Consider the following 24,785-nt stretch of genomic DNA (forward strand, 5'->3'; position numbering starts at 1 on the left):
CTCGGACCTCCGGTCTTTTCCACCTGGTTCGGCTGGGGTTCTTCACGAGGACCGCACTTTGACTATCAGTGCGACAGAACTTACGCCATCGGTCATGAACGGGGGTACGTTACGCAGAGCCGATGTCTGGCGCGGATGGCCTCGATCTACCCGATCCACCTATCGGGGTCATTCGTGCGACCTCGTACAAGTACCGAATGCCACATGCGGTCACCCGCCTGACCTATCGATTGCCGGTCCGGGTGTTCGCGCCGGTGACGCGGAAGGGTCCGAACGGTGAGCATCGTTCTCGTACGTCGTCCGGAGCGCCGGCCGCCGCCGCGGCTGCCCGAGGGCGAGCTGATGCTGGAGCCGCCGCCCGAGATCCCCGAGGCGGTCCGGCAGAGCTTCACGAACGCGCTGATGTACCTGCCGATGGCGGCGAGCGGCGCCGCCATGGGGCTGATGTTCATGGGCGGTTCGGGCGGCGCCGGAAAGGGCAATCCGATCATGTGGGTGGCCGGCGGCCTGTTCATGTTGTCGATGGTCGGCATGGGCTTCGGGCACATGGGGCAGGGCGCCGGGGAACGCAAGCAACAACTCAACGCCGCCCGCCGCGATTACTACCGATATCTCGACCAGATCCGGTCACGCGTGCGAAAGGTCGCGAAGCAGCAACGCGAGGCTCTCGAGTGGACCGGCCCTAGCCCGCGGACGTTGTGGTCGCTGGTGCTGAGTCATCGGTTGTGGGAACGGCGTCCCGCGGACGAGGACTTCGGGAACGTCCGGATCGGTCTCGGCAAGCAACAATTGGCGCTGGAACTGATCGTCCCGGAGACCAGGCCGATCGAGGACCTGGAGCCCATGTGCGCGGGCGCGCTCCGCAGATTCCTGCGCGCGCACTCGACCGTCCCGGATCTGCCGGTGTCGGTGTCCCTTTCCGCGTTCGCCCGGATCAAGGTCGACGGGGACGCGGCGGCGGCACGGGCGATGACGCGCGCGATGGTCGCGCAGATGGCGTCCTTCCACACTCCCGACGACCTGCGTATCTCGCTCTGCGTGTCGGCGGAGCGGATGCCCCAGTGGCAGTGGACCAAGTGGCTGCCGCACTGCCTGCACCCGACCATGCAGGACGCGGCCGGGCCGGTGCGCATGTTCGCCCACTCGCTGTCCGCGCTGGAGAAGCTGATCGGCGACGAGATCAAGGATCGGCCGCGGTTCCGTGCCGGTGTCGGCGCCGACGGCCAGGACCTTCCCTTCCACGTGGTGATCGTGGACGGCGGCGCCGTGACGGCCGACTCGCAGATCGGGGCGGACGGCATCAAGAACGTGTGCGTGATCGACCTCGGCGAGTCGGTCGCCCCGACCTCCGACGCGACGATGCTCCGGCTGCGGGTGACGTCCGACGGCCTGGAAATGCTGGAACGCGATCGCACCGGCAAGGACGTCACCACTCCGCTGGGCCGTGCGGACGCCCTCTCCTACCCCCAGGCGGAGGGGCTGGCGTTGCGGCTGGCGCCGCTGCGCGCGGACGCGCCACCGGAGCCCGAGCAGAACGCGCTCGCCGGCAACCTCACGCTGACCTCGCTGTTCGGGCTGAGCGGCCCGGACGCGATCGACCTGCGGTCAACCTGGCAACCGCGCGCACCGCGCAACCGGTTGCGCGTGCCCATCGGAGTAGACACCGATGGACGACCGGTCGAGCTGGACATCAAGGAGTCCGCCCAGGGCGGCATGGGCCCCCATGGCCTGCTCATCGGCGCGACCGGTTCCGGCAAGTCCGAACTGCTGCGCACGCTCGTGCTCGGTCTGGCGATGACGCACTCGTCCGAGACGCTCAACTTCGTCCTGGTCGATTTCAAGGGCGGCGCGACGTTCCTAGGGCTGGAACGGCTGCGGCACGTCTCGGCCGTCATCACCAACCTGGCGGACGAGCTCCCGCTCGTCGACCGGATGTACGACGCGCTGCACGGAGAGATGATTCGCCGCCAGGAACTGCTGCGCGCCGCGGGCAACTACGTCTCGCTCCGCGACTACGAGAAGGCGCGCGAGCAGGGCGCCGACCTGACGCCGGTGCCCACGCTCTTCGTCGTGCTGGACGAGTTCTCCGAGCTGCTCGCCGCCAAGCCGGAGTTCGCCGAGCTGTTCGTCATGATCGGACGGCTGGGCCGTTCGCTCGGCGTGCACCTGCTGCTCGCCTCGCAACGTCTCGAAGAGGGCAGGATGCGCGGCCTGGACACGCACCTCTCCTACCGGATCGGCCTGCGCACGTTCTCGGCGATGGAGTCGCGCGTGGTGCTCGGCGTGCCGGACGCCTACGAGCTTCCCTCGGCGCCGGGCAACGGCTACCTGAAGGTCGACGTCACCGACATGGTGCGGTTCAAGGCGGCCTACGTGTCGGGACCGGTCGCCGAGGAGCAGGCGGCCCGGGTCGAGCACGGGCCGAGCGCGCGACGGATGATCCTCCCGTACGGCGTCGGCTACATCCAGCCGCAGGAGGTCGAACAGCCGGCCCCGCAGGCCCGGTCTGAGCCGGAGGCCGCGGAGAGCCTGTTCGACACCGTCATCGACCGGCTCGCCGGGCACGGTCCGCCCGCTCACCAGATCTGGCTGCCGCCGCTGGACGAGCCGCCCACGGTCGACCAGTTGGTCCCGCCGTTGTCAGTGACGCAGCAGTACGGGCTGACCAGCGCCGAATGGGAGGGACGCGGAACGCTGGCGGCCGTGGTCGGGGTCATCGACCGGCCGTTCGACCAGCGCCGCGACCCGTTCTGGGTCGACCTCTCCGCGGCGGCCGGGCATGTGGGCATCGCGGGCGCGCCGCAGACCGGCAAGTCGACCATGCTGCGCTCGATGATCACCTCGCTGGCGCTGCTGCACACGCCGGAGGAGGTGCAGTTCTACTGCCTGGACTTCGGTGGCGGAACGCTGCGGGCGCTCGCCGATCTCCCGCATGTCGGCGGGGTCGCGAGCCGGCTCGACGCCAACCGTGCGCGTCGCACGGTCGCCGAGATCCACACCCTGCTGGACCAGCGCGAACGCGAGTTCACCGAACGCGGCGTCGACTCGATCGCCACCTACCGGAGGCTTCGCGCGGCGGGCACGATCCCCGGCGACGGGTTCGGGGACGTCTTCCTCGTGGTCGACGGCTGGGGAACGCTTCGGCAGGAGTACGAGCAACTCGAGGAGACCATCACCGACCTCGCGGCCCGCGGGCTGGGATACGGCGTGCACATCGTCGCCACGACCGGCAAGTGGTCCGAGTTCCGGATGGGCATCCGCGACATGTTCGGCACACGCCTCGAACTGCGGCTCGGCGACAGCTACGAGTCGGAGATCGACCGCCGGCTGGCCGAGAACGTGCCCGAGGGCCGGCCCGGCCGCGGCCTCACCCGGGAGGGCCTGCACTTCCTCGCCGCGCTCCCCCGCATCGACGGACGCGGCGCCGCCGGCGACCTGGCCGACGGCGTCGCCGAACTGGTGGAGGCGATCGGAGCGGCCTGGCAGGGCCCCACGGCCCCGCCGGTGCGGCTGCTTCCCGAACTGTTGCCCGCCTCGGCGCTGGCGGAGGTGCCGCGGGAGCGCTGGCGGGTGCCGATCGGAATCGACGAGGACGCCCTCGCGCCGGTCTCGCTCGACTTCCAGACCGACCCGCATTTCGTCGTCGTCGGGGACACCGAGTGCGGGAAGTCGAACCTGCTGCGCCAGATCGCCGACGGCATCGTCGCGCGGCACAGCCCCGCCGAAGCAAAGATGATCTTCATCGACTACCGGCGGTCGCTGCTCGACACGGCCGACACCGAGCACCGGGTGGGCTACGCCGCCTCGCCCACCGCGGCGGCCGAACTGGTGGACGACCTCGTCGACGCCCTGAAGGACCGGTTGCCGCCCGCCGATCTCACCGCCCAGCAGTTGCGCGACCGGTCCTGGTGGAAGGGCAGCGACGTCTTCCTCTTCGTGGACGACTACGACCTCGTGGCCACGGCGTCGAATCCCCTGCTGCCGCTGGTCGAGTTCCTCCCCCAAGCCCGCGACGTCGGAGTTCACCTGATCCTGTCGCGCGCGATGGGCGGGGTGAGCCGGGCGCTGTTCGAGCCGGTGCTCCAGCAACTCAAGGACATGGCCGCCCCCGCGCTGATCATGTCCGGCAGCCGGGAGGAGGGGCAGCTGTTCGGGGAGGTCCGGCCCGCTCCGCTGCCCCCGGGTCGCGGCACGTTCACGAAGCGGCGCAGCGGCGCCCGCCTGATCCAGACCGTCCACCGGGACGCCGGCGAGCGGCCCGTCTGACCTGCTCGCCGGAGCTGCGCCGCGGCTGGGCTACTCCGTGCCGCCGCGGTGCGGGCGAAGGCCGATGGGGCCGCTTCTGGTGCTCACGGTCGCGTCGTCCTCGCCCGTGCCGATCTGATGGGACGCGCGGCCCGGCCGCCATGCGCGGCGCCGTCCCAAGGGGACCACGACGCCGGCGAGGGCCGCCAGGATCGCCGCGCTGAGCGCCCCTCCGGCGACGGAGACGGCGACGGTGCGCGTTCGGTGGTCGGTCTCGGGACTGCCGGCGAACCGCGCGGGGCCCGCTTGTGCGGGCGAGGCGGTGGCGCCTTCCCCCGGGAGGACGGCGGTCACGGCTTGTAACGGGTTCACCATGCCCTGGCCGGTTCCCTCACCGACGTTCCCGTCCGCGGTGCTGAGGATCCTGTGCACGACCTGCCGCTGGTCGAGGTCCGGGCGGCGAGACCGGACCAGCGCGGCGACGCCCGAAACGTAGGCGGTCGCGAAGCTGGTGCCCTGGGCCTGGAGGTTGTAGCCGCCACGGGTCCACGCGGTGACCACGTCCTTGCCGGGGGCGGCGACATCGACCTTCGAGCGGGGCCCGGAGGTCTCGGCCCGGTCGCCTTCGGGCCCGAGTGACGCCACGGATATCACGCCCGGGTAGCCGGCCGGAAAGGCGGGACCGTCGGCACCGTCCGTCTTGCGCACGTTGCCCGCGGCGGCGACGATCACCACGTCGCGGCGCTGCGCGAACGTGACGGCCTCCGCCAGCGCGGGCGAATCACCGGTACTGATCGAGATGTTGATGACCTTGGCGTTGCCGGCCACCGCTTCCCTGATGGCGTTGGGCAGCCGCGCGCCGCCCTCCTGGTCGCTGTCGCCGTTCTGGTGCTTGATGACGTAGAGCCTGGACTGCGGCGCCACACCGCTCAACGGGATCTTCCGGTCGCTCATGTCACGGCCGGCGATCAGGGCCGCCACCCCGGTCCCGTGCCCGTTGCAGTCGCGTCCGCCCGTGTTCGCACCGGACAGGTCGACCAGCCGCGACACCTGACCGGTGAGCATCGGATGGTCCGGCTCGACGCCACTGTCGATCAGCCCGACCGTGACGCCCTGCCCCCGGGTCAAAGGCCAGACACGCTCGAGGCCCAGACGTTTCTGCGCCCACGACTCACCGATGGTTCCTCGGTAGCCCTTGCTCGGATTGCATTCTGAGGACGCCGGCGCATTCGGCCCTTTCGGCTTCTTCACGGCCGGCGGGCTCGGTTTTCTCATGGCCGGGTGGGCCCGGCCGGGTAATTGCGTACTCGCGGCGGCCGGCACGAATCCGACGACCGCGCTCAACACCAGGCATATGCCCGCCGTTCCCATCCCGGCTCCACGCATCCTGCCCTCATTCCAGAACAGTGATCTCGTCGCACGACATTAGACGATCCCGCAACGATCGGCCCCGTGACCGCGGATCCGCGACGGCAGCGGACGGAATGCCAGGCTCATCGCCGCTGGCCGAGCTGTTGGAGGAGCCGGTGGTAGTTCCGCCAATCGTCGCGAGGATTGCCACTGCTCAGGCTGAACCAGGTGACCGGCGCCTGGGGCGGACCGATCCTGGCCGCGGGGACGCCGTTCAGGCCGGGAGGGTCTCCGCGGACAGCCAACGCCACCGGCATGGACGGGCCCGCCCATTGAGGGCCCACGGTCAGATCGGCTCGTCCCGGACGGACATGCGCGAGGAGCGAGACCAGGGGATGTCTGCTCGCGATCTCACCGATCAACGCCGGCAGTTCCTTCACCGGGGGCGGTTCACCCGGTGGGCAGCCGAGGACGAGGGTGGTCAGCTCGTTGTGGCCGCCGTCCCGGCTCTGGGCGTACTCCGTGAAGGCGATCGCGGGGAACATGCCGGCCCCGACGCTCACGACCGGCGGCGTGAGGCCGCGCTGACCGCGGACGAAGGCACCGAGGTCGACGCAGCTCCAGAGGTGCTGGGCCGGCTCGGCGGGCCCCCACCCGGCCGGGGCCTCCCCGGTGAGCATGTGCATGAGGTCTTCGACGATCCCGCCGAGTGGTCCGTTGGCGGGGTGCGGCGCCCGGAGAACAAGGGTCAGGTGAGTGCCCAGTGGCTCGTCCGGGCGCCGTTTGTAACCGGGGGCGTAGTCCTGGGCGTCGGGGACGGGCACGAAAGCCGATCCATTCCAGTGCAGCGGACGACCCGTGTTGCCGTCGTAATAGCCGCCGTCCGCCCTGACGATCCATTCCGCGCCGCCGCCCGTCAACTCCCGCATCGGCACGGTCAGCCGTGTCTCGTAGCACGTCACGATCTGCGGCTTGCGACCAGACGCCGCGCATTCCCGTGCCGCCTCCGACAGGCTCGGGCTGAGCGCCACCGGCTGCCGGTCGACGAGGAAGACCTCGGCCTCATCCGTGCGGGCGTCGGCTCCTCCGGCCGAGGGCGAGGCCGCCTGGTCGCTCACCGCCTCGTCCCATCACAAATGATTCCACCGTCCAGGACGATCATTTCCCCGGCACATCGCGCGGCGAGTTCTTCGCCTTCGGCGACGCCCGCCGCCGCACGAATCTCGACCCACCACACCGGCGACGGCACCTCGATGCCGAGGAGCCGCTCTGCCTCCCCCGGCACTTCCACCAGGACGGGATCCCTGATGACCAGGAGCATCCGGTCCGCGGCATCGAAGACCTGCGTCGCGGCGGCCTGCGAAAGCGCCTTGAGGCCGTCGTCCCCGCGGACCCCGACCCGAATACCGACCCGCTCAAGCAACGCGCCGATCCCGGGCCGCCGGGGGCACAGCACGATGATCTCCCGGCTCACGTCCTGGTCCAGGTGAGCGAATGCGCGAACACCTGCGCGGCGACCTGGAGCGCCACCGTCCGGCTGGCCCCGCCGATCCGGTCGGCGTCGATGACGGCGCCGGTGGCCAGGTGCCGGTCGTACGGCATGATCTCGACCCGGAGGCCGCCGGCGGCGAGCCACTGGCGGGCGCGTTCCAGATCCGTATCGGGGTGCGGAGTGTGGGCGACCAAGACGATGACGGTGCGCATCAGCAGCGATTCGAGACCGTTCTCCACGAACCAGTCAAGCGCCGACCGCGCACTCAACGCGCCGTCGCTGGTCCCGGGGGCGACGAACACCTGCGCGTGCGCGGAGCGCAGGATGCTGCGTTGCAGGCCGGAGACCAGCCCCGCGCCGCAGTCGACCACCGAGGCGGCGAAGTAGCGGCTCAGCCGTCCGACCCCCCGGTCGAAGACGGTGTAGTCGAGTTCCTCACCGACCTGGCCGCCGGAGGTGCCCGACAGCGCCCACAACCCCTGGGGGGTCCTGGCCAGAAAGGCCGACATCTCCTCCCAGGACCGCGACCGCGCGGCAGCGAGATCCCGCACGGAGCGGGTCGAGGTGACGCCCAGCCGCATCGGCAACGATCCCAGTCCCGGATCGGCGTCGATGGCAATGGTCCGATCTTGGCGATACGCCCGGATGGCGTCGGCCACGAGGGCGGTCACCGTCGACTTCCCGGCGCCCCCGCGGATGCTCGTGACGGCGATCCTTCGGCACGACGGCACGGGCCTGCCGAGCGCCGCCGCGAGATCGGCGGAGTGCTGCGCCTGGTTGGCCACCGACGAACCCACGGCCCTCCACACGCCCCGGCGCAACCGTCGAACGCCCGGATCACCGTGCGGATTGCCCCGGACCAGGTCGCCAGGCGACGGCTGATCCGCGCGATTGGGGGGAACTGCCGGGGACGTCCCATGCGCTGGGGAGGACGGCCGAGAGAACGCGGACGCCGGAGCGGGCGCGGACGGCGCGGGGACAGCGCCAAGCGGAGCTTCCGGAGCCGTCACGGGCTGCGAGCCGCTCGTCGGCGCGGGCAGGACCGTCCCGGACGGCGGGCTGGGCGGCAGGCTGGGCGGCGGCGACTCCGGTCGGCCGGCATCCTCGGTCGGTCCGTCCGTCAGGGGAAGGGGCACGGCCGGGTCCGGCTCTGGCCGCTGCCTTTCCGGACGTGTTCGCGGCGCCTCAAGCTCCGCTTGCCAGTCAGCCTCATCAGACGCAATCGGGACGGGCGGCTCCCGTTCATCGTGGGGCGGCGCGGTCTCCGGTTCGACGTCGACGTGGCGAAAGGCCGCTGGAGGGGCACCGTCCTGCCCTTCACCTGACGGAGCGGCGCCCGACGGGGCTTCATGCCGCTGGTCGGCGCGCGGCCCCGGAGGAACAAGACCGGCTTCCAGAACACCGAGTTCCTGCAGCACATCGTGCTGCCAGTCTCGAACGGACACCGATCCCCTAACTTCGCGGTATCCAGCACGACGAAAGCACTTGAATCCTGACGAGTGTAGTCAAGCCCGTGCATCGGCAGATACAGAACGGACCGCATCCGCCAGGTCCGTCGCCTCGCCTTGGGGAACCGTCTTCCACACTCATTTCTCGCGCGCCGCTCCAGCATCGGTGTCGGCCACGAAAGCGCGCTATCGGCGAGCCCGCCATATCTCCCCGCAATTGCCGGTCTGGTCAGCACCTTAAGGCTGGGTGAGCCAAGTTTCAGGCGATCATGGCAAGTCAGGGCTGCCGGTTGGTTAGTCGGGTAAGCGCGCCCGGAGGCCGATGCCGTGTGATCGTGGCTTCGCACTCCGTCCGTCTGGACTCTGCCACGTCTGAGCGCCGTAGGTAGCTTTGCATGCGTGGCAGACGAGGAGGTGCTCCAGGACGCCCCACACCGCAAAGTGGTGCGCTTGGGCGACACCGTCCGCAGGCCGCCCCATCCGTGGACACCGGCCGTCCATGCCTTGCTCCGCTATCTGGAGCAGGCGGGTTTCCCCTACTCACCGCGAGTCCTGGGAATGGATCAGCAGGGCCGTGAGGTCCTGACCTACCTGGACGGGGAGTCCGGGCCGTGTGGCTGGGCCAACGTAGTCAACGACGCAGGACTGATTGCCTTTGCCCGCCTGCTACGCGATTATCACGACACCGTCGCCGGTTTCCGTCCGCCCGAAGAGCTCAGCTGGTTCACCGGTCGGCGCGGAGTGGGTCGTGACGAGGTGGTCTGCCATGGAGACTTCGGCCCCTGGAACATCGTGTGGCACGACGAACGCCCGGTCGGGGTTCTTGACTGGGACTACGCCCGCCCGGCCGACCGCATGCACGACGTCGCCTACGCCCTGGAGTACGCCGCTCCGTTCCGCGATGACGCCGAATGCCTGCGCTCGTTGCGCTACCCCGAGCCCCCCGACCGCCGCCACCGCCTGGAGACGTTCGCCGCCGCCTACGGCCTGACCTCCACCACAGGGCTGATCGACGCGGTCATCGACGTCCAGCAGGACGCCATCGACCAAGTCCGCAGACTGGCGGAAGCCGGACGCCAACCCCAAGCCCGCTGGGTCGCCACCGGCTACCTGAACGAACTGACCCAGCGACTGGCCTGGAGCCAAACCAACCGCCACCTGTTCGACTAGCTACCAGGTCGCGAACCGCGCTGCCCAGCTTGCTCCTTGATGGGTGATCAGCTTCGCCGCTCCAGGATTCCGATCCGGGCCCCGTGAAGGCGGAAAGGCCATTCTCCCGGCCGAACGCCCACCAGATCCCGTCCCGCGCGCATTGCTTCCCGTTCCCTACAGCCCCGGAAATCGCCCTGGACACCGTTGATACACAGGTGAAGTAATGGTTAAGTAAAGGCGTTGTCATCTAGGAGAAGGAACCTCCGATGCGCCGTCTTGACCCCTTCCTCGCCGCGGCTTTCGCAGCTCTCGCGGCGTTATCGCTTCCCATAGGTCCGGCGCGGGCCGCGGGAGGCTGGACCGCCTCGCCGGCGACCGGCGTGACCGGTCCGGTGAGCAGCTTCAGCGACACCGACGCCTGGGCCCTCGGCGGCGACCGCGGCTTCGCGCACTGGAACGGCCGGGACTGGCGCAACGTCCCGGGGCCGGACGGCGGCGGCAGGATGGAGGCGATCGCCGTCGCCGGGCCGTCCGACGCATGGGCGGTCGGTCGGCGGGGCGCCCCTCCCGCTGGGAAGAACTTCATCACGCAGATCCAGCACTGGGACGGCGCGAGCTGGAGCATCATCCCCAGTCCGGAGTTTCGGGGCCGGTACGCGGCCCTCTGGGGCGTGGCGGCGCTCGCTCCGGACGACGCCTGGGCGGTCGGCTGCGACGGAACCGCCGCCCTGGTCGAGCACTGGGACGGCGGAAGTTGGAGCCGCGTCACCGTGCCCGTCCCCGGCCCCGGGCTCCACTCCAGCCTGACCGCGATCAGCGGGCGGTCCTCGCATGACATCTGGGCGATCGGCACCTATGACAACCCCGAGTCGGCCCCGAACACACTGTTCGCCCTGCACTACGACGGGGCGGCGTGGCGCGCCGTACCCATGGAACAGATCGCGGGCCACACCGACGGCACCTATGCGGTGCCCTGGTCAGTGGTCGCCATCGGCGCGAACGATGCCTGGACGGTCGGCTACACGACCGGCACCGGACAGCGGGGAGGCACGCTGACCGAGCACTGGGACGGCAGGCGGTGGCGGTTCGTCCCCAGCCCGTTCGACCACCCCTCGCCGACCACCACCGGCTCGCTGATCAAGGTCACGGCGCGCGCGCCGAACGACGTCTGGGCGGGCGGCGCCACCTACACGGTCGACGACGACCATCCCGAGAAGAGCTACGACGTGCTGCTGCTGCACTGGAACGGCGTCCGCTGGACCCAGGACACCACCGCGCCGACCACAGGCTCCAGCAACACCATCACGGGGCTCTCCACCACCCTCGGCGGCCACGTCATCTGGGCCACCAACGACGGCCACCCGGAACTCCTCAGCCACCCCTAGCGCTCGCCGGAACGGCACCCGTCACCTGGGCGCGACGGGCGGCATCCGTGCGCTGGAGTCGCGTCTCGACCAGCGGGCAGAACCTCGAACGCCAACTCGACGCGCTCACTGCCGCCGGATGCCGCCGGGTCTTCGCCGACACCGATTCCGGCAAGGCCGCCGGTTCGTTTTGCCGCCGACACTTCACGCGGACTCGACCGAGAATCGTCAAAAAGAAGCGATCGGCTTGTCCGTATTCCACGCATCACGCGATGATTGTCGGCATGCTGTCCTTTCGCAACGGATTCCGGCGTGCCGCTGTTGTCGCGGGCGGCACCGTGCTGGGTGTTCTCGGCTTGTTCTTTTTCGCTGTCGGACTTGACGATGCCGACAAGTACGCGAGTGTCATCGGTGCGATCGCCGCCGTGCTCGGAGTCGCTCTTTCGCTGGCCGGGCTCCGTTCGCGAAACGCGGGCGGTGCGCCGCACGGTGGCAGGGGCTCCCAGCGCATCAGCGGATCGAGGATCGGCGGGAACGCCGTCCAGCTGCGCGGAGTGTCCGGAGACGTGACCGTCCGGGGATCGGCCGCCCGCAGGCCGGGCGATCCGCCCGCCCCGCCCCCCGAAGGCGAGGATGATCAGGAGGCGGAGGACGGTCAGACCATTTCGAGGTCCGCTGTCGGGGGAGACGGCATCCAGGTGGACCAGGTGGACGGCGACGTCAATGTGGACCGCGGCGACTGATGGCCGAGCGAGAAGACGGGGGCGGCCCCGACGACAGGTCGCAAACGATCTCGGATTCCACCGTCGGCAGGGACGCCTACCTTTTCCAGGGGGTCTCGCGGGTCATAATCGGCGGCACGTTCGGAAGGCGGTGGGCCGTACCGGTCATCGTGCTCGCCATTGTCGCGGCGGGAGGGTTCGCGTTCACAGAACGTGGAAGGCGCATGCTCTCGGGACGCGACGGACCGAACGTCACCGTGACGGCGGCCCCCGCCGTGTGTGATCAGCGTTCCGGCTGGATCGTCGGCGACACGTCCGCGCCGCCGCCGGACGGCGCCCTGGCCATGCGCGACGCCCGGAAGTACCGGAGATGGCTCGACGAACACGGGGCGGTGCCCGCCGAGCGGTCGGAGACGATCGTCACAGTGAACGGGTCGGGATCCGCGGCCGTGGTCATCGAGGACATCAAGATCACCGTGATCCGGCGAGCACCGCCGCGGACCGGTCGGCACATGGTGCCGAAATGCGGTGGCTCGCTGCCGCCTGAAAAGCACTACGCGCCGGTCGCCCTGGACGAGTTCCCGGTCGGTCAGCCGGCTTCACTGCGACAGAAGATCGGCTCGTCGTCCTACGGGAAGGCGACCACGCGGGTGCTGGGCACCGTGCCCGTGGTGAAGTTCCCCTTCGCGGTGACGGAAACCGACTACTCCTATGTCAACCTCGTCGCCGTGGCCGATGAATGCGACTGCACCTGGAAAGTGGAGGTGGAATGGCTGAACGGCGAGCGGCGGGGAATTCACCGGCCTGGGAAGACCTTCGAGCTCTCGGCGGTCGCGGCCGGGTCGCCGCGCTCGTCGCCCTAGCCGCGGCGCTCCAGTCCGTCCTGGCGCTGCCCGTTCTGGTCCGCGGGTCGAACACGCACGTCCATTACCAGGAATTGGTCGCCTTCGCCGATCCGGATGTCGCTCCGGAGTCCGGCCCGGTACGCCAGATGGTGAGGATCGTGGTCTTCGCGGTGGTGCTCGGCTGGCTGACGCATCACTCCGCGGGCAGGCCGTGGAGCGGATCGCGAATCCTCTTCGTCGCGACCGCGTCGGTGTGGGGATGCGTCGCGGGCGTCGTCTCCGCCATCGTGTGGTCCCTGGGGGAATGGTTCGGGGACGTTTCTCGGACGCTGGCGGTCATCGCAGTGGGAGAGGCTCTCCAAACTTGCAGCGCGGCGGCTTTCCAAGGACTGGTGGTAGGGCTGGTCGCATCGGCCCTGACGGTGGTCGTCACCGCACGTCGCCCGGCTGCCGCCGTCATTCCCTCAATCTCCCTCGCTGCCAGCCCACAATGGTGGGTCACACCGGTGGTGGGAGCGATGTGGGCTTTCGTGTTCGGCACGGCCAAGTACACGGCCTGGGTCAAACTGTTCACCTGGCATTCGCCCACCAGCGAGCAGTTCGAGGACGCCGGATCGCCCACCCCGTCGAGCGTCCTCTTCGGCCTGCTCGCCTGGCCTCCTGAGGGACGGCATGGATGGACGTACGTGGCGATGGGCGCCACCTTTCTGGCCGCCGGCATGGCGTCCGAACGGCGTCTCCTGAGCAAAGCCGGAACCGACACCATGCTGGTGTTCTTTTCCCGCTGTTGCGCGCTGGGCATTTATACGGCGTTATGCCTCTTCCGAGTCGCCGCCGAGGGCGTCGTCCTCCGGCACGGCGCCGCACCGAACATGACGATCGTCCAAACAGCGAATTTGGCCGTTCACCTCATGCCGGAAACCCTTCGTGACAGCGCGGATCAGATTCTTCTCCGAGGGCCGATTCTCCTCGCGGTGCCGATCCTCGGAATCGCGCTGATCGCACACGCCATCGATCGCTTGCACCATATCCGGCCGTGCGCGGGAGGGGGCGTTTATCCGGGGGCGTTGGGTGGGAGGCGGGAGAGGTAGGGGGATCTGCCGCGGAAACCGCGTTGGAATCGGGCCGGTGGCCCTGTGGCGAGGAACTCGCGGAACCAGGACTCGTGTTCGCTCTGCTCGAAGAGGATCGCCTGGGCGATGTCGTAGGTCCGGTGGTCCTTGTCTTGGGTGAGTTCACACAGATGGGTGTAGTGGCGCGCGGATTTCTGAGCGGATTCGATGAGTGCGGTCACTAAGGCGTGTGGACTGTCGCTGATGGTGCCCAGCGGAGTCTCGTCTGCGGGATCGGCGGTTGCGAACTGGCTGAGGTCGTCCGGCAGGCGTCCGTCCAGTTCATAGATCCTGGTCACCAGGGCGTCGAAATGATGATGGTGCTCGGCGCGCACGTCCGTGAGCACCTCTTGCAGATCCTGGCCCATTACGGCGGTCAGGCTCGCGTTCAGAACCGTGTAACGGTAATGCGCGGACAGTTTCGCTCGGGCGGCCGACGTCAACTCCTGGACGAGGGCGTCCACGTCGACACCGGCGCGCTCGGCGAGTTCGCGCGCGATGCTGCTCATGAGTGGTCTCCCCTTCGCGAGGCGACGGGCCGGTCAGACCGGCGACGTCTCCGCCGGGGTTTCCGCCGAGGTGTTCATGAGAGTGCGATCTTCGGGGTTGAGGACCAGGAACACCGCGCCGGCCAGGGCGCCTCCGAGTAGATCGGCCAGTAGCCAGATCCATATCTTCGTCCAGGCGAACAGGCCCATCGTCGCGGCGCCCAGGGCGACCGCGGGATTGAACGCTCCTCCTGAGGCGCCCCCGACCGCCAGCGCGCCGGCCAGCACGGTGAATCCGATGGCGAGCCCATAGAAACTGTTGTTCGGGTGGTCCTTACTGGTCGCCACGTTCAGGACGACGTAGGCGAGCGCGAACGTGAACACGACCTCGGCCAGGAGTGCCGTCCCGAGCGCGCGTCCAGACGGCGACAACTCTGTGATTCGACCCGGGTTCACCACGTATTTGGCGGCCAACGCGGCGACCACGCCCGCGACGATCTGGGTCGTCCAGTAGGCGAAGGCGTCGACCAGGCTGATCCGTCCCCGTAAGAACACCGCCAGCGTCACCGCCGGGTTGTAGTGCGCCCCGGACACGTGCCCGCCCGCGTACACCATCACCATCAGCACCGCGCCGATGGCCAGCGGGGCGAGCGGGGCCTTCGCCAGGACCGTGCAGCCCACGGTGAAGACCAGGAAGAATGTTCCGATGAACTCCGTGACGTAACTGCGCATGTCCGTCCCCCTGTGATTGCGGAAACGCGGCATTTCATTTGCCGCGGTTCACCGATCGTTTCACCTCATTCAAGTTCGAGACGCCGGGTCGCCCTTACGGGCTCATTACGGCCGTGATTGCTTCGCGGATAGGTGTTGGCCATGCCGCAATAGGTTCGCGTTGGAAAACGCCAAATTGGTCGTGCGTTCAATCGAGCCCGCCGGGCGAACCTGGGCCAGGGGACCAGATTTGGACGGTGCCGCGGGTGCCTGTTGTGGTCCAGTGACCTGTTTGCTGCGGTGGTCGATCGATGTGTTCGGCCGGGCGCGTGGTTTGGCCGGGCCATATGCGGACCGCCGTTTCGTCGCCGCCGGTGCAGGCGAGCCACTGGGCCTCTGGGCCGACGATCAGGTCCTTCAACGACCCGCCGGGAGGTGTGAGCGACTGCAGTCGTTTGCCGGTGACGAGGTCCCAGACCTGCACCGCGCTTCCGCCTGCGGTGGCCAGCCAGCGACCGGCTGGGTCCACGACGAGATAGCCGATCCAAGCGTTCTTGACCCGATTGGTGAGGTCGAGTTTTGTTTCCGCGCCTGGGATCGGCCAGATGCGTACGGTGGCATGAGATCCTCCGACGCAGCCGAGCCATTGACCGTTGGGGCCGTAGAAGAGCGCCTCCGTGCCGCGGCCGGGCGGCTTCAGAACCTGGAGCCGCTCGCCGCTCGGGATGTCCCAGATCTGTACGTCGCTTCCACCGACGACCAGTCGGCGACCCTCCGGGTCAGTCGCCACGGCACCCGCTCCCCATTGTCCGGCCCACCTTTCAAGGAGCAGTTCGTAAGACGGGACGGACCACAACCGGACCATGTGAATTCCATCGACCGCGGCGATCCAGTCGCCCCTGGGGCTCACCGCCAAGCCCTCGATGTCGCCCCACATGCCGTCGAACACATGGAGCCGGGTGCGAGTGGCCTGATCCCACAGTTCGACGAGTCCCTCGGAGGCCGTCGCCAGCCAGGTGCCGTCCGGTCCGGCGACCACCTTCGGCGCGCCGAAGTGTCGAACCCGGCCCAACCGGGCCAGCAGTCGCTCCAGCGAGGGGGGCTCGGCGCTGGGCCGCCGTGGCGTCGCGTCGTCGGCCGTCGCGTCGTCGGCCGTTGCGTCCTCGACTACCGTGGGCGCGTCCTGGGGCGCAGGTTCCTTTTGCGGGTCCTTATCCATCGCCGGACCCAGATTTCGGGTGAACAAGGGGCGTTTGGTCACCGGGCGAGTGCGACCGGTCGACGTGGCCAGGGCTTCGATCAGCGCTTCCGAAGAGGCCGGCCAGGCGATGAGCGTGGCATAGCCGGTGAGGAGGTTGTCCAGCAGTCTTGCGGGCAGTGTGGTGCCCGTCTCAGCCAGCAATTCTTGTGAGAGTTCGTCGGATCGGCGTAGCACCTCGGTGACCGATCGGCGCGACAGCACCGGCTCCAGGCGGGGAACGAGGAAGGCGCCAGTGTCCGCCATTTCCGGGAGCAGGATTCCCACGACCGGCTTGGCGGTGCCGCGTGTCCGGGTCAAGGCGGCGTGCATCTCCCAGTCGACCCAGCGCCGGGTGTAGGTCTCGCGTCCGACGAGTACCACGAGGAAGTCGCACCCGGCGATCCGTTTGCGGATCTCGCGGCGTACCTCCGGGCCGGTATTGATCTCTCCTGGATAGATGGACGAGCTGCGGATGACGGTCCCGTACTCGCGCTCGAACCTTTCTCGGGCTGCCGCGTTACCGCCGTGGTAATAGCTGACGAAGACTGCGGTGGGGCTCTGGCCGGACGAATCGGCAGGCCCTCGAATACCGTGGCGGTTCAGGATCAACTGTTCCGATGGCGCCGAAGCGCGCTCGCCTCGCAGGTCCAGTAGGACCTGGGCAAGCGGAAGGCTTGTCAGATACGCGTCCAGCTCGCTTTCGAAGTCCTGCTCGAACCGCGGATCACCGGCGACGTACTTCGGACCGGTGAGAGTGGCCTTCAAGGTCTGCTGGCCCCACGGGAAGGAGTACTCCACCGGCTGTCTCCCCGGTTGCAGGTCGGAATGGTCCCAGCCGAGGACGACCACCAGCGGGGAGCCGGGCTCGAGGACCAGCCGACGAATTCGGCGGCGGCCTCTGAGCAGGCAGTCGATGACGTGCCGCCCATCGGAGAGGCGATTGACCTCCAACCACTGCGCCTCCTTCCGGACGTACCCCAGTACCCCTCCCACATAGAACGTCACCCGCCGGTCACCGGTCTGATGCAGCTCAGCACCTGCTCGTGACCGCGCCTGCGAGGGCAACGGCGGCCGGTCCGGTGGAGGCGGAGGCGTCCACGGCTTGCTCAGTTCGCCTTCGAGCCACGCTGCGAGTTCGCGGGAGTTCTCCGGGCTGATCCGAGGCCCGCCCGGCACCTTGAACCATTCATCTCGCGCCTGTCGAAAGCTCGAAGCGCGACTGGTCGAGGTAAGCCCGGCCTCGCTGAGCGGCTGCCCGTCGACGGCCGGAGGATAGAACTCGAGCAGCGCCTCGTCTTTGTCATAGGTGAGCCGATGAAACAGGCCATACGGCTCGCCCCGGCGCAGTAACCGCACACGGAACGCCCCCGCGTCCTCGTTGCTCAACTCCAGAACGTGCACGTCGTCTCCCGTCCATGACGCCCGAGCACAGGATCGCCCACAACTCCGCGCCGTGGGAGATTTCCGGGACAGGAACGGCGCTCGGTGGGCAGGCTAATGTTCACGCATGGAGACTGCGGCCTTCACCGCCGCCGCGAGCGTCCTCGTGGCCGTTCTCATCTATGTACTCAACGAGCGCGGACAAGCACGCCGAGAGCTTCGCCAGGCGCGCCTGGCACGAGTGAACAGCCAACTTCGCGACCTCTATGGCCCGCTGCACGCCCTGGTCGAGGTCAACGAACGGATCTGGGAATCCCTCCGCGACGCTGGTCTACCTACGAAACAGGAACGGCAGCCCGGTCAGCCCCAGTGGGAAGACTGGCCCCTGTGGCGTGACGGAGCGCTGATGCCCGCCAACACCAGAATGCGGGATCTCATCATCAGCCACGCGGACCTGCTGATCGAACCCGAAGTCCCCGCGCCCGTCCAGGACTTCTGCTCCCACGTGACCTCCTTTGAAGTCCTGCTGACCAGCGAGTCCAAGGACGCTTCGAACAAGGCTCTGATCCCCCATCCAGGCACCGCGTACCTCGACTACGTGAGGACCTCTTTCGCCCGGCTGAAAGCCGAACAACACCAGTTGCTGAGCCTCACCGCCCCCCGCTAGCAACACCGCGCGCCGCCGCCACCCTCCATGCGCAGGGGGCTCCGGTGGCGAGGGGGCGTACCTGGGACGGGGACCTGCGGGTTCGTTCATGCCGGGCGGGGCCTGTGGCACTATCCGGCCACCGCGCTCGGCTGCTCGGCTTATGGCGTAGGGCGATGACCAATTTCAACCGGAAAGCGCTCCGGTCTCGCGGCTGTATATCCGATGAGTCTGATGATGGTTTGGTGTCTCCAGATAAATGTGTGTTTAGTCAAGACTTGCGGAACGCGGGACAACAGGTGGAGCGCAGGGGCAAACGATTCTCTGGAGAGGCGGTAACGCACGCGGCTATAGTTGTGCGATCGGCTGGCGGGGCCTGATGCGCGGGTACACGGATATGGCTTTGCAGACCGCCGCGAGGGGGTTCAGTTCGCGTGTGTATTGTTATATTGTCGGAATGGTTTCTCCTGATCGGAGGGAACTCCCATGGTGGACGATTCGCGGGCGCCTGATTTGCAGTCGACTTCTGCCATTGACACCGCGGTGTCGCATTCGGCCAGGATCTGGGACTATTGGTTGGGCGGGAAGGAGAACTATCTGGTCGATCGGCGACTGGGTGACCAGATCGCCGAGGTGTTGCCCGATATCGTCGAGCAGGCCCGTGCCGATCGGGCGTTTTTGAAGCGTGTCGTTAGCTACTTCGTCGGGCAGGGGATTCGGCAGTTCCTCGACATCGGGACGGGGCTGCCGACCGCAGACAACACCCATGAGGTGGCCCAGCGCATCGCCCCTGAATCGCGCATTGTTTACGTCGACAACGACCCGCTGGTGCTTGCGCATGCGCGTGCTTTGTTGACCAGCTCTCAGCAGGGCGCCACCTCGTATCTGGACGCTGACATGCACGATCCGGAAGCGATCGTGCGGGGCGCGCGGGAGACCCTTGACTTCTCCTCACCGGTGGCGATCACGATGCTGGGCGTGGTGTGGCATATCACCGACGACCAGGAGGCCCTCAGCATCGTCGGACGATTGATGGAGGAAACGGCGCCGGGCAGCTATCTCGCCATCGCCCATCCCACGATCGAGGCCACCGGCGAGAAGATGGCTGAGGCGATCCGTCAATGGAACCAGTTCGGCAAGCCGCCGGGTATCCACCGCAGCCCGGCACAGATCGCGTCGCTGTTCACGGGCCTGGAGCTGGTCGATCCCGGAGTCGTGACCTGTACGCGCTGGCGTCCCGAGCCGCCGCCATTCGGGGAACCCGCCGAGTCCGACCAGTACTGCGGAGTGGCCCGCAAGCCCCAATCAGCGGGTTGAGGATCTCACCGGTACGCGGTGCGAGTTGTTACGGACCGGCCGCTGACCGGTCCTTTCCTCGGACTCCTGTCTCTGGGAGCATGGCTGCCCGGCAGGCGCCTTGTCCTGACTCACGTACTGGCTGCACCATGCATGCTTTGTCGGGTTGGGGAAGCGGGTCTGACCACAAGCCGAAATCGCGCGAACATCCAGGCAGGAGAAGGATGCCCGATGGTATTCATGCTCCCGCCCGTACCGCGAAACAGGTCACCCCTAATCTCTGTTCCGCACGCCCGCCGGGGTGGCGGCATCGGCCGTGAACTGGTACGGCTAGAAATGAGAACCCGGTATCTCAGCTCGTTGTGCGATTCCGGGGAATGGGTGCCGCGCGTCGCCCGAAACAGCCTCGCTGGAACGCGCCAAGAGGGGGCAGTGTGACGGTGGCGCTGGGAGGCCAGCTCATCGCCCAGTTGTACGGGCAGATGAGTGCCGATGAGGCCCTGGGCCCGACGATGCCACGGCTGCTGCTCGGCGCCCGGCTACGCCGACTCCGCAAGCAGCGCGGACTGCACAGGCAGGACGCGGCGCGGGTGGTCGGCTCCGAAGCCCGGTTGGTGAGCATGGAACTGGGTCTGATCGGCTCTCTGCTCGACGACGTGGTCGCGCTTTGCGACCTTTATGAAGTCGAGGAGCATGGCACGCGTGTGGTGCTGGTGGAGATGGCACGCCAGTCGCGCCGCCCCGGCTGGTGGCAGCCCTTCCGGCAATTGATTCCCGCCTGGTTCCTGCCATACCTGGGGTCCGAGCAAACCGCCGGGGTCATTCGGTCCTACGCCGTCCAGTCGATCCCCGACCTGCTACAGACACCGGACTATGCCCGCGCCCAGTTGAGTTCGCTGCCCGACAAGATCACCGATGAGCAGATGGACCTACGAGTCCAGTTGCGGATGCGACGCCAGCGCATCCTGCACTCCGACCAGCCCACGCGGATCTGGACGATCATCGACGAGGCGGCGCTCCGCCGACCCTTGGGGGGGCCGGTCACGATGCGCCGTCAACTGGAGCACCTGCGCGGGCTGTGCACGCGTTCGAACATCGCCGTCCAGGTGCTGCCGTTCGAGCTGGGCGGCCATCCGGCGCTGGGCGGCCCGATCACGATGCTGCGATGGCGCACCCACGAGTTGCGCGACCTGGTCTTCCTGGAGCAGTTGGACAGCGCGGTGTATCCCCTCCGGCCCGGCGACAGGGACTACTACCGGCACGCCATGAACCTTCTGGGGACACAGGCGCCGCCGCCCGAGCGAACACCCGCGATACTGGACCAGCTGATCAACTCTATGTGATCAAGTCGTGTCGTACCGTGTCATCCGGCACAGACAAGGCGCTGTCCGCCATGCCAGGCTGAGGAGACCGGGTCGGTGTCAGCGCGTGATATGCCCGCCGCGCGGCATGCCCCAGACACGTCGATCGGACCACCATGAGCCACCGACCCTTTTATCCAGCGGGAAATGAGGAGTTCGCCGCCGATCTTCGGCGGTTACACTCCGACTGCGGCGAGCCGACCTACTCAAGCGTCATCCGCATCATTCCGCAGCTCGATGAGCTCTTTCCTCTCAAGCACGGCCGCTTGAGCCTTCCGACGAGTTTGTCCCGCTCGAACATTAGTCAGTTGCTCAACGGCGCCCGCCAGGCATCGGCCGCACCGCTCGCCGTCCTCGTACTCTGCTTCCTTCGCTGCGCGGCGGAGAACGGCAGCATTCGAACCGACCCGGCCACCGGCGCCCCACTCAAATGGGAAGCGATACTCAGGGCGTGGCAGAAACGGCTCCGCCGGGCCAGACAGCAGGACGATGTCCGTGCCGCGAGCCCGGCGCCGAACCCGTCTGCCTCGTCGGACGACCAATCGTCGGTCATGCCGTCGATGGCACTGGCCGATCCCGGCACTAAGCGCCGTAGCGCTGATCCGGTCCACCTGGAGCCGGGCGAACTGGCCGTCCTCGGTGCCCATGGCGCCTACGGCGGAGTCCTAGCCGAGCAGGCCAAGCTCGGAGACCCCGAAGCCATCTACCAGCTCGCCGTCGCGCTGGCCTTCTCCCCCGAGTACCGCAGCAAAGCAGTGGCCTATCTCCTCAACGCCGGCCCCAGCCATCCCGCGGCTTTGGGTCTACTCCAGGAATCCGAGCAGAGCATCGACCCTCGGCACGCGCGCACGCGCGCCGAATCGCTGGCCGAAATGGCCAAGGCGTACGGGTACGAGGCGGCCATGCACTTCTTCCGGTCCTGGCTCTCCCGCCTGGACCTCGCCGACCGTCCCGTCACGGTCGAAGGCGACGAGGCCCACTGAGGTTCCTCGTTCTAGCGGGTCTTTGACAATCACCCGCATTGCCGGGCGAACCGGCGCGAGTCGACCACGTTTACCGCCATTCACGCGCCTGCACTGTCGTTCACGACCGTTCACAGACGTTCACAACCAGTCGCTGGGCGACTTTTCTGCTTCACGAATATTTCTTTAGTGGCGAACCAGCGAGCGCGCTTCGGGCGAGACGGAATAGTTCCGAGCATCCATTCCGGTCGCCTGACCTGCGAGACCATGCTGGAGAAAACCGTTGACGCCCCCCATGTCCACCGCGCGCCGCGCCCGCGAACGCGGTCGCCGTACCGGCCCGCAATGCGCGGACGAGGCCGCCTTAGCCATGACTTTGACGACCGTCTGGATGGTCAGGACGGGCCGGCTCCTCGACCGCAAGCCGATCATGCACGAACTCAGCGCCGACGAGCTCGTCGAGTTCTGGGACGACCCGCTCCGCGAAACCGTCACGAAAGCCAGGGTGTTTCCGTCTTGATCGACTTCTTCCTGCGGACCGTCATCGGCCAGCCGAACCCTTCCGGCGCCAAGCCGCGCCACCAACTGCTGGCCGCGAACGACATTCGCGGGTTCTCGCAGTACGACGAGGCTACGAAGATCAGCATGCACAAGGCCCTTTACCGGATCACGCGGCAGGCATGCGACACGGCTGGCGTCCCGTGGCGTTCTGCCCGCCCCGAGGATCGCGGCGACGGAATCCTGATGATTCCCAAGTCCGCGGGCCTGGAAGTGCTTCTCACGGTTTTCCTGGACGAGATCCGCAGCGGCATCAGAGCCCACAACAGGACCGTCTCAGACGAGCGGCACGCGCTCCGGCTGCGAATGGCCCTCGCCGACGGCTACGTACACCGGGAACCGCACGGTGTCATCGGAATGCCCGTCAATTTTCTCTTCCGCCTCCTTGAGGCGGAGACCTTCAAGCAGCAGCTAAAGGAGAGGAACGCCGAATTCGGCCTCATCCTGTCCGACCAGGTTTACCAGATCGCCGTGGACTACCAGCTCATCGACACCAAGTCCTTCATCTGCACTCAGGTGGACGTCAAAGAGACGCACACCAACGGATGGACCTGGATCCCGCTCGACGACCCGTAGCCCGGACGACGGAGCCGGGCACGGGCACTGGCGGGGGGACGCCAGAGCCCGTGCCGGGCGGGGCCGCTCACACCGGGGCGAGGCGGCGGAAGCGGCTGGTGTGGAAGACCAGCGGAGGGGTCTCCGGCCTGGCCGCCAGGCTCAGCACCTCCAGCAGGACGATCACGTGGTCGCCGGCCGGGATCTCGTCGTGGAGGCGGCAGTCCAGCCAGGCGGTGGCGTCCAGGACGAACACCCCGCCACCCGGACGGGCCTCCCAGTCGACCCCGTTGAACCGGTCGCCCTCCTTGCGGGACAGGCGCAGGCAGGCTTCGTTGTGGTTCTCGGCGAGCACGCTCAGCCCGAGCCGCGGCGCGTGCCGCAGTTTCGGCCAGGTCTCCGAGGTGTTCTGCACGCAGATCGACACGAGCGGCGGGGCGAGGGACACCGAGGTGAACGTGCTCGCCGCCATGCCGGTCGGCGTCCCGTCGACGAGCGCGCACACCGCGGCGACGCCGGACGGGAAGCACCCGAAGGTCCGCCTGAGCTCCGCGACGTCCTCGGTGACCTCCTGCATTTCGATCACCTGTCCGTCAGGCCGTGGCGAGCGAGGGGGCCTGCGCCGGGTCCAGCCCCATCGTGATCAGTCCGGCCATCTCGGCGCAGGCGTACGCGTTCGGCGGCATGATCGCCGCCGTGGTCACGTCGCGCAGCATGCGCTCGTAGCCCCTCGGACGCATCAGCGCGTTGAGGCCGCCCGCGGCGGTGCCGAGTTCGACGAGGCGCCCGATCGCGTCCGCCAGCATCAGCTTCGCCTTCAGGTAGGCGTGGCAGGTGGGCAGCCCCGGGCCGGTCGTGTCGGCGTTCCACGCGGCCTGGTACATCATCAGCCGGGCCGCTTCGACGTGCGTCGCGACACGTCCGATCGCGGAGCTGATCGTCGGGTGGTAGCCCATCGGCTGGGCGTAGCCCTTGGCGGTCCGGTTGCCGAGGTTCTCGGTCAGCCAGGCCACCATCCCTTCGGCGAGGCCGAGGTAGCAGCCGGTGTAGCCGCCCCAGCTCACGGCCGCCTGCGCGACGATCCAGTTGGTGACGAAGTCGTCGATCGGTCCGAGGACGAGTTCCGCCGGGACGTGCGCGTCGGTGATGTTGACCTTGTTGCTGCGCGTCGCCCGCATGCCGAGCGTCTCCCAGACGTCCTCGACCACGATGTGGTCCGGCTGGTCGACCGGGAGGAGGAACGCGATGACGGACGTCGGGTCGTCGCTCCAGTCGGGACGGGCGAACATGAAGGCGTAGTCGCTCGCCTCCCAGATCGACGCGAACATCTTCGTCCCGCTGACGCGCAGCCCGCCGTCGGCGGCGCGGGTGGCCGTCACCGACGGGAGAAACGTACCGGGCAGCAGGCTCGACGAGGACGGCTCGGACAGCGGCGCCGAGATCAGCGCGCCGTCGTCGATCACCAGCGCGGCGACGTGCTTCTTGACCTCGGGGTCGAACGACGGCAGTTCCGCGGCGATGCGGGTCGCCACGTAGTGCATGTTGAAGCCGAGGGCCGTCGAGGCGTCGCCCTGCGCGAGCTGCTCGACGGTCGCGAGCCACGCCGTGGACCGCACGCCGAGCCCGCCCAGGTCGGTCGACAGCCCCGCCCCGTACAGTCCCGCCTCGCGCAACGCGGCGAAACTCTCCGCGGGAATGGCGCGCTGCTCGTCGGCGGCGGCGGCGCGCGGCGCGATCTCGGCCGCGAGCCGTTTCCCGATCTCCGCCATTCTCAGGCTTTGTTCGTCCAGCCGGAAATCCATTGTTCCTCCACGAGGTTCGGGTGGCGCTTCAGCCGCGCCGGGCCAGGCCGCTGCGC

At 68.2% G+C, this 24,785-nt stretch carries 21 protein-coding genes; 12 read left to right on the top strand and 9 right to left on the bottom strand.

Annotated features, from left to right (window positions below; genetic code table 11):
- The first annotated feature begins 276 nt into the window (after positions 1-276).
- Positions 277-4,266 (top strand): type VII secretion protein EccCa, encoded by a 3,990-nt coding sequence (gene eccCa, locus FXF65_RS01455; protein WP_148347690.1) that lies wholly within the window; start codon positions 277-279, stop codon positions 4,264-4,266.
- 30 nt (positions 4,267-4,296) lie between these two features.
- Here eccCa and FXF65_RS01460 read toward each other — a convergent pair whose 3' ends face one another.
- The 4 genes from FXF65_RS01460 to FXF65_RS43415 form a co-directional block, all read right to left on the bottom strand.
- On the bottom strand, positions 4,297-5,616 hold the full coding sequence (locus FXF65_RS01460; protein ID WP_187412017.1) for a S8 family serine peptidase: 1,320 nt from the start codon (positions 5,614-5,616) through the stop codon (positions 4,297-4,299).
- Positions 5,617-5,738: 122 nt separating this feature from the next.
- Positions 5,739-6,713 (bottom strand): DUF6177 family protein, encoded by a 975-nt coding sequence (locus FXF65_RS01465; protein ID WP_148347692.1) that lies wholly within the window; start codon positions 6,711-6,713, stop codon positions 5,739-5,741.
- The gene (locus FXF65_RS01470) at positions 6,710-7,069 is read right to left on the bottom strand and encodes a hypothetical protein (protein WP_148347693.1); all 360 of its coding nucleotides are present in this window, start codon (positions 7,067-7,069) and stop codon (positions 6,710-6,712) included. Before FXF65_RS01470 ends, FXF65_RS01465 begins: the two co-directional genes overlap by 4 nt.
- Positions 7,066-7,884, bottom strand: a complete 819-nt coding sequence (locus FXF65_RS43415; protein ID WP_187412018.1) for a MinD/ParA family ATP-binding protein — start codon at positions 7,882-7,884, stop codon at positions 7,066-7,068. The genes FXF65_RS01470 and FXF65_RS43415 overlap by 4 nt, the downstream gene beginning before the upstream one ends.
- A 1,050-nt stretch (positions 7,885-8,934) precedes the next feature.
- Between FXF65_RS43415 and FXF65_RS01480 the strand changes: the two genes are divergently transcribed.
- The 5 genes from FXF65_RS01480 (at position 8,935) to FXF65_RS01500 (ending at position 13,709) form a co-directional block, all read left to right on the top strand.
- A complete protein-coding gene (locus FXF65_RS01480) occupies positions 8,935-9,705 on the top strand; it encodes an aminoglycoside phosphotransferase family protein (protein WP_222868310.1) in 771 nt (256 codons plus the stop codon).
- Positions 9,706-10,079: 374 nt separating this feature from the next.
- A complete protein-coding gene (locus FXF65_RS01485) occupies positions 10,080-11,072 on the top strand; it encodes a hypothetical protein (RefSeq protein ID WP_148347695.1) in 993 nt (330 codons plus the stop codon).
- A 47-nt stretch (positions 11,073-11,119) separates the two neighbouring features.
- Complete coding sequence (locus FXF65_RS43420) at positions 11,120-11,794, top strand: recombinase family protein (RefSeq protein ID WP_187412020.1); 675 nt, start codon at positions 11,120-11,122, stop codon at positions 11,792-11,794.
- 203 nt (positions 11,795-11,997) lie between these two features.
- Positions 11,998-12,636 carry a hypothetical protein gene (locus tag FXF65_RS01495; RefSeq protein WP_148347697.1) on the top strand — a complete coding sequence of 213 codons (639 nt, stop codon included), beginning with the start codon at positions 11,998-12,000 and terminating at the stop codon, positions 12,634-12,636.
- Positions 12,543-13,709: a hypothetical protein gene (locus tag FXF65_RS01500; protein WP_148347699.1), complete on the top strand. Its 1,167-nt coding sequence runs from the start codon at positions 12,543-12,545 to the stop codon at positions 13,707-13,709. Before FXF65_RS01495 ends, FXF65_RS01500 begins: the two co-directional genes overlap by 94 nt.
- Here FXF65_RS01500 and FXF65_RS01505 read toward each other — a convergent pair.
- The 3 genes from FXF65_RS01505 to FXF65_RS01515 form a co-directional block, all read right to left on the bottom strand.
- A complete protein-coding gene (locus FXF65_RS01505; RefSeq protein WP_148347702.1) occupies positions 13,673-14,239 on the bottom strand; it encodes a ferritin-like domain-containing protein in 567 nt (188 codons plus the stop codon). The two genes, FXF65_RS01500 and FXF65_RS01505, sit on opposite strands and share 37 nt — an antisense overlap.
- Positions 14,240-14,272: 33 nt before the next feature.
- Complete coding sequence (locus tag FXF65_RS01510; protein WP_148347704.1) at positions 14,273-14,950, bottom strand: MIP/aquaporin family protein; 678 nt, start codon at positions 14,948-14,950, stop codon at positions 14,273-14,275.
- A 187-nt stretch (positions 14,951-15,137) separates the two neighbouring features.
- Positions 15,138-17,570, bottom strand: a complete 2,433-nt coding sequence (locus FXF65_RS01515; RefSeq protein WP_187412021.1) for a TIR domain-containing protein — start codon at positions 17,568-17,570, stop codon at positions 15,138-15,140.
- 106 nt (positions 17,571-17,676) lie between these two features.
- Between FXF65_RS01515 and FXF65_RS01520 the strand changes: the two genes are divergently transcribed.
- From FXF65_RS01520 to FXF65_RS01545, 6 genes are all read left to right on the top strand, one after another.
- The gene (locus FXF65_RS01520) at positions 17,677-18,216 is read left to right on the top strand and encodes a hypothetical protein (RefSeq protein ID WP_148347709.1); all 540 of its coding nucleotides are present in this window, start codon (positions 17,677-17,679) and stop codon (positions 18,214-18,216) included.
- 465 nt (positions 18,217-18,681) lie between these two features.
- Positions 18,682-19,512, top strand: a complete 831-nt coding sequence (locus tag FXF65_RS01525) for an SAM-dependent methyltransferase (protein ID WP_148347711.1) — start codon at positions 18,682-18,684, stop codon at positions 19,510-19,512.
- Positions 19,513-19,925: 413 nt separating this feature from the next.
- Positions 19,926-20,834 (top strand): DUF5753 domain-containing protein, encoded by a 909-nt coding sequence (locus FXF65_RS01530; protein ID WP_148347713.1) that lies wholly within the window; start codon positions 19,926-19,928, stop codon positions 20,832-20,834.
- 134 nt (positions 20,835-20,968) lie between these two features.
- Positions 20,969-21,835: a hypothetical protein gene (locus FXF65_RS01535; RefSeq protein WP_148347716.1), complete on the top strand. Its 867-nt coding sequence runs from the start codon at positions 20,969-20,971 to the stop codon at positions 21,833-21,835.
- 274 nt (positions 21,836-22,109) lie between these two features.
- Positions 22,110-22,334 (top strand): hypothetical protein, encoded by a 225-nt coding sequence (locus tag FXF65_RS01540; protein WP_148347718.1) that lies wholly within the window; start codon positions 22,110-22,112, stop codon positions 22,332-22,334.
- Positions 22,331-22,948: a hypothetical protein gene (locus tag FXF65_RS01545; protein ID WP_148347720.1), complete on the top strand. Its 618-nt coding sequence runs from the start codon at positions 22,331-22,333 to the stop codon at positions 22,946-22,948. Before FXF65_RS01540 ends, FXF65_RS01545 begins: the two co-directional genes overlap by 4 nt.
- A gap of 67 nt (positions 22,949-23,015) precedes the next feature.
- Here FXF65_RS01545 and FXF65_RS01550 read toward each other — a convergent pair whose 3' ends face one another.
- The gene (locus FXF65_RS01550; RefSeq protein ID WP_148347722.1) at positions 23,016-23,504 is read right to left on the bottom strand and encodes a flavin reductase family protein; all 489 of its coding nucleotides are present in this window, start codon (positions 23,502-23,504) and stop codon (positions 23,016-23,018) included.
- A 16-nt stretch (positions 23,505-23,520) separates the two neighbouring features.
- Entirely contained in the window at positions 23,521-24,729 is a 1,209-nt protein-coding gene (locus tag FXF65_RS01555) for an acyl-CoA dehydrogenase family protein (RefSeq protein WP_148347724.1), read from the bottom strand.
- Positions 24,730-24,785: the final 56 nt, after the last annotated feature.

This window comes from Actinomadura syzygii, from assembly GCF_008085905.1.
Classification (GTDB): Bacteria; Actinomycetota; Actinomycetes; order Streptosporangiales; family Streptosporangiaceae; genus Spirillospora; species Spirillospora syzygii.

Coding starts and splice junctions, on each gene's coding strand:
- FXF65_RS01460 (WP_187412017.1), bottom strand. CDS start 5,616: ATGGGAACGGCGGGCATATGCCTGGTGTTGAGCGCGGTCGTCGGATTC.
- FXF65_RS01495 (WP_148347697.1), top strand. CDS start 11,998: ATGCTCTCGGGACGCGACGGACCGAACGTCACCGTGACGGCGGCCCCC.
- FXF65_RS01500 (WP_148347699.1), top strand. CDS start 12,543: ATGGCTGAACGGCGAGCGGCGGGGAATTCACCGGCCTGGGAAGACCTT.
- FXF65_RS01505 (WP_148347702.1), bottom strand. CDS start 14,239: ATGAGCAGCATCGCGCGCGAACTCGCCGAGCGCGCCGGTGTCGACGTG.
- FXF65_RS01510 (WP_148347704.1), bottom strand. CDS start 14,950: ATGCGCAGTTACGTCACGGAGTTCATCGGAACATTCTTCCTGGTCTTC.
- FXF65_RS01520 (WP_148347709.1), top strand. CDS start 17,677: ATGGAGACTGCGGCCTTCACCGCCGCCGCGAGCGTCCTCGTGGCCGTT.
- FXF65_RS01525 (WP_148347711.1), top strand. CDS start 18,682: ATGGTGGACGATTCGCGGGCGCCTGATTTGCAGTCGACTTCTGCCATT.
- FXF65_RS01535 (WP_148347716.1), top strand. CDS start 20,969: ATGAGCCACCGACCCTTTTATCCAGCGGGAAATGAGGAGTTCGCCGCC.
- FXF65_RS01540 (WP_148347718.1), top strand. CDS start 22,110: ATGTCCACCGCGCGCCGCGCCCGCGAACGCGGTCGCCGTACCGGCCCG.
- FXF65_RS01550 (WP_148347722.1), bottom strand. CDS start 23,504: ATGCAGGAGGTCACCGAGGACGTCGCGGAGCTCAGGCGGACCTTCGGG.
- FXF65_RS01555 (WP_148347724.1), bottom strand. CDS start 24,729: ATGGATTTCCGGCTGGACGAACAAAGCCTGAGAATGGCGGAGATCGGG.